The organism is Mycobacterium sp. (assembly GCF_046095365.1).
Lineage (GTDB): Bacteria > Actinomycetota > Actinomycetes > Mycobacteriales > Mycobacteriaceae > Mycobacterium.
In genome coordinates this window covers 1-3,473 of the sequence record NZ_JBJTJF010000186.1, presented here as the reverse complement: position 1 = coordinate 3,473, position 3,473 = coordinate 1, and the positions used below count along the sequence as shown (strand labels likewise).

At 64.3% G+C, this 3,473-nt stretch carries 6 protein-coding genes and 1 tRNA gene; 6 read left to right on the top strand and 1 reads right to left on the bottom strand.

Annotated features, from left to right (window positions below; translation table 11 throughout):
* A partial coding sequence (locus ACKOQ4_RS13980; protein WP_526292828.1) for a hypothetical protein occupies positions 1–107 on the top strand: 107 nt, incomplete at its 5' end.
* Between the two features lie 143 nt (positions 108–250).
* Here ACKOQ4_RS13980 and ACKOQ4_RS13975 read toward each other — a convergent pair.
* Positions 251–778 (bottom strand): bestrophin-like domain, encoded by a 528-nt coding sequence (locus ACKOQ4_RS13975; protein ID WP_526292824.1) that lies wholly within the window; start codon positions 776–778, stop codon positions 251–253.
* Between the two features lie 59 nt (positions 779–837).
* Between ACKOQ4_RS13975 and ACKOQ4_RS13970 the strand changes: the two genes are divergently transcribed.
* The 5 genes from ACKOQ4_RS13970 to ACKOQ4_RS13950 all read left to right on the top strand — a co-directional run.
* Positions 838–2,046 carry an MFS transporter gene (locus ACKOQ4_RS13970; protein WP_526292822.1) on the top strand — a complete coding sequence of 403 codons (1,209 nt, stop codon included), beginning with the start codon at positions 838–840 and terminating at the stop codon, positions 2,044–2,046.
* Between the two features lie 211 nt (positions 2,047–2,257).
* Positions 2,258–2,333, top strand: a tRNA-Ala gene (locus ACKOQ4_RS13965).
* 171 nt (positions 2,334–2,504) lie between these two features.
* On the top strand, positions 2,505–2,768 hold the full coding sequence (locus tag ACKOQ4_RS13960; RefSeq protein ID WP_526292820.1) for a BrnT family toxin: 264 nt from the start codon (positions 2,505–2,507) through the stop codon (positions 2,766–2,768).
* A complete protein-coding gene (brnA, locus tag ACKOQ4_RS13955) occupies positions 2,758–2,994 on the top strand; it encodes a type II toxin-antitoxin system BrnA family antitoxin (RefSeq protein WP_526292818.1) in 237 nt (78 codons plus the stop codon). Before ACKOQ4_RS13960 ends, brnA begins: the two co-directional genes overlap by 11 nt.
* A gap of 324 nt (positions 2,995–3,318) precedes the next feature.
* Positions 3,319–3,473 (top strand): BrnT family toxin (locus ACKOQ4_RS13950; RefSeq protein WP_526292826.1); only part of this gene is annotated, 155 nt, incomplete at its 3' end.

The following is a 3,473-nucleotide window of genomic DNA, read 5'->3' as shown; positions in this document are numbered from 1 at the left end:
GCACCGAGGACGTCTACAAGATCTACGCCGAGTCCTTCAAGGGTCCCGAGCATCTGGCGCAGATGCAGCAAGCCGCCAGGGAAGTGGTGAATACCGTCATATCGTGAGTAATGCCGACTGGCCGCTAATGCGACTAGCTGGACGTGTACCCCTCTCTGGTCTCACACGGGCCGGGGTGTCAGCTTCGGGGAGATCGGCCGGCTGTGACTTCAGGGCTGTGATTACCGCGCGGGCGTCTTGACTGCCGGTGCTATTGATCGAACAGCGCGATCGCCCAGATGCTGCTCGGCTCGGTCGATACCCGCACGAACCCTGTGACCGGATCTTTCAACTCCAGAACGAGGAACATCGCAGAGGACACCACCACCGCGGCGACCAGGATCAGCAGGTAGACGGCGGGTCCGCGAGGCGAGCACAGTCCGAAGGCCAGGAACTCCAGGATGATCCAGGCCAGGATGGCGATCAGAAACACCGGAGGCAGCTCGGCGGGGCCCACCGTGAACAACCACCGCTGTTCGGCGCTGCTCGGATCTCCGATTATGCTGACCGCGCGATTGCGTAGTTCCTTCTGCACTTCGGTGGCCGGTTCGAGGTTCACTACCGCGGCAAAGATGGAACCGGTAGAGCTTCGGCTACCGTAATCCGGGAGCGGCGAAGAGCAGCGGTTCCATCCTGCTACCCCTCGCCTTCGTACGTCAGTGGCCTGGCTCCCGCCGAACGGTGGGGAGATTATTACACCAGAGATACTCACGGATGAGGCGAGGTTTTCGCTGCTCATCGACCTGCTGATATAGGCCGCTAGAACAGCGCAAAGCGCCGTCCGAATACAGTCGTCTCGTGAGTTCGGTCGCGGAGAGCACCACGGCGCAGGAGAAGCTGCCCCGCGAGGTGTGGTCGCTGATCGGGGCGAATGCGATCGTCGCGCTGGGTTACGGTCTGGTGGCCCCGGTGCTGCCCGACCTCGCCCTGCACTTCGGGGTCAGCATCAGTGCGGCCACATTCATCATCACCGCCTTCGCGTTGATGCGCCTGCTGGCCGCACCGCCGACCGGCATGCTGGTACAGCGTCTGGGGGAGCGGAAGGTCTACATCAGCGGTGTCTTGATCGTCGCGGTGACCACCGTCGCCTGCGGGTTCGCCCACACCTATTGGCAGCTGCTGGTATTCCGGGCGCTCGGCGGGATCGGCTCGACGATGTTCTTCGTCTCGGCGCTGGGCTTGATGATCCGGATCAGTCCGCACGACGCCCGCGGCCGGGTGGCCGGACTGTTCGCCGGCGCGTTCCTGGTGGGTTCGGTGGCGGGGCCCGTGCTGGGCAATATGACCGCGGGGCTTGGCCTGCGGGCCCCGTTCCTGATGTACGGCGCGCTGCTCATCCTGGCGGCGGCGGTGGTGCTGGTCGGCCTGCGGAAGTCGCCACTGGCCGCACCGCCGGACGAGGACGAGCTGACCGTCACCGTGTGGGTTGCTCTGCGGCACCGCGCCTATCGGGCGGCGCTGCTGTCCAACTTCGCCACCGGCTGGTCTCTGTTCGGGCTGCGATTCGCACTGGTACCACTGTTCGTCGAGGAGGTTCTCGACCGCCAGCCGCGCCACGTGGCCGGGCTGGCGCTGGCCGCGTTCGCGGTCGGCAACGTCGCGGTGGTGATGTACGCGGGCCGGCTCTCCGACCGGATCGGGCGCAAGCCGCTGCTGATCGCGGGCCTGGCGCTGTCCGCGGCGTCGACGGCGGCGCTGGGGTTGGCGACGTCGCTGCCGCTGTTCTTCGTCGAGGCGGTGGTTGCCGGGGCGGCCTCGGGCATCTACGCCTCACCGCAACAGGCCTCTATTGCCGACGTCATCGGCAAGGCCCAGGGCGGCACGGCGGTCGCAGCCTTCCAGATGATGTCGGACTTCGGTTCCATCGTCGGATCGCTGGGCGTCGGGTTGATCGCTCAGCAGATGTCCTACGGGTGGGCTTTCGGGATCAGCGGGAGCATCCTGATGCTCGCGGCAGTCGGGTGGGCGCTGGCCCCGGAGACCCGCGACGAGCCGGCGCCGGGCTGAGAGCGACGGGCGCCCGGGCGGATGGCGGTCGGGGTGGCCGGCCGGTGTCCGGGTACTGGGTGTTTTTGCCCAGCTACGATCGACGGCTGCAGTCTGCCGTGGGATCTGTCGCTCCAAGTCGGGCACGGACGTCGGTGGTCGGCGGCCGGGTCAAGGGGTCTGGCGGGGTTTTGAGGCCGATGCGGCGGTGGTGTAGTTTCGAACCGCACCTGGGGCTATGGCGCAGCTGGTAGCGCACCACACTGGCAGTGTGGGGGTCAGGGGTTCGAGTCCCCTTAGCTCCACCAGGAAAAACCCGAGAACATAAGGTCTCGGGTTTCTTGTTGGGCGGGTGCCGGTGGGGGCGTTCGACGACAGTTTCGACGACACGGCGTCCGTCTTTCCGCAAGGCGGCGTCACCACACTGAAGTGTGGGGGACACGGGCAGTCAATGAGTAGTTTAGGTATGATTTCTATACATGCCTGAGTTCGAGTTTGACCCAGCCAAGAGTGAGGCAAACCTGCTCAAGCATGGTATCGACTTCAGCGAGGCGCAGACACTGTGGCGGGATACGCACCGCGTCGAGGTTCCGGCGCGGACGACGGATGAGCCTCGGTGGATGGTGATCGGTCGCATCGGCGGCCGGGTTTGGTCGGCGGTGGTGACGTATCGGGATGAATACGTACGGATCATCTCGGTACGCCCCTCTCGAGAGAACGAGGTGACGATTTATGAAGGCTAAGGAATTCGAGGAGCGATTCGACGCCGGCGAGGACATGGCGGCCGCACTGGATACCGCTCGGGCGCGGCGCCCCGGTGAGGAACATCGGCGCGTGAATGTGGATTTCCCGGCTTGGATGATCGCCGAACTCGACCGTGAGGCAACCAGACTCGGCGTCACTCGCCAGTCGCTCATTAAGGTCTGGATCGCCGAGAAGCTCGACCAGGGCGATCACCCCGCCGCCTGAGGATCGACGACGATTTTGACCACAACCCCGACGACAGTTACTACCTCTACGACACCAACTACAGCCCGAAAATGAGCCTGAACAGCCTGTTCAGGGGCTATGCCTGTTCCTGGCAGTGTGGGGGTCAGGGGTTCGAGTCCCCTTAGCTCCACAAACGAAAACCCGAGGCCAATGGCCTCGGGTTTTTTGCTGATTAGGGTCCGGCGGGGGCTTTTGGCGACAGTTTTGACGACACGGCGTCCGTCTTTCCGCAAGGCGGCGTCACCACACTGAGGTGCGCGGGACATGGGCAGTCAATGAGTAGTTTAGGTATGATTTCTATACATGCCTGAGTTCGAGTTTGACCCCGCCAAGAGTGAGGCAAACCTGCTCAAGCATGGTATCGACTTCAGCGAGGCGCAGACACTGTGGCGGGATACGCACCGCGTCGAGGTTCCGGCGCGGACGACGGATGAGCCTCGGTGGATGGTGATCGGTCG

Coding starts and splice junctions, on each gene's coding strand:
- ACKOQ4_RS13960 (WP_526292820.1), top strand. CDS start 2,505: ATGCCTGAGTTCGAGTTTGACCCAGCCAAGAGTGAGGCAAACCTGCTC.
- ACKOQ4_RS13975 (WP_526292824.1), bottom strand. CDS start 778: ATGAGCAGCGAAAACCTCGCCTCATCCGTGAGTATCTCTGGTGTAATA.
- brnA (WP_526292818.1), top strand. CDS start 2,758: ATGAAGGCTAAGGAATTCGAGGAGCGATTCGACGCCGGCGAGGACATG.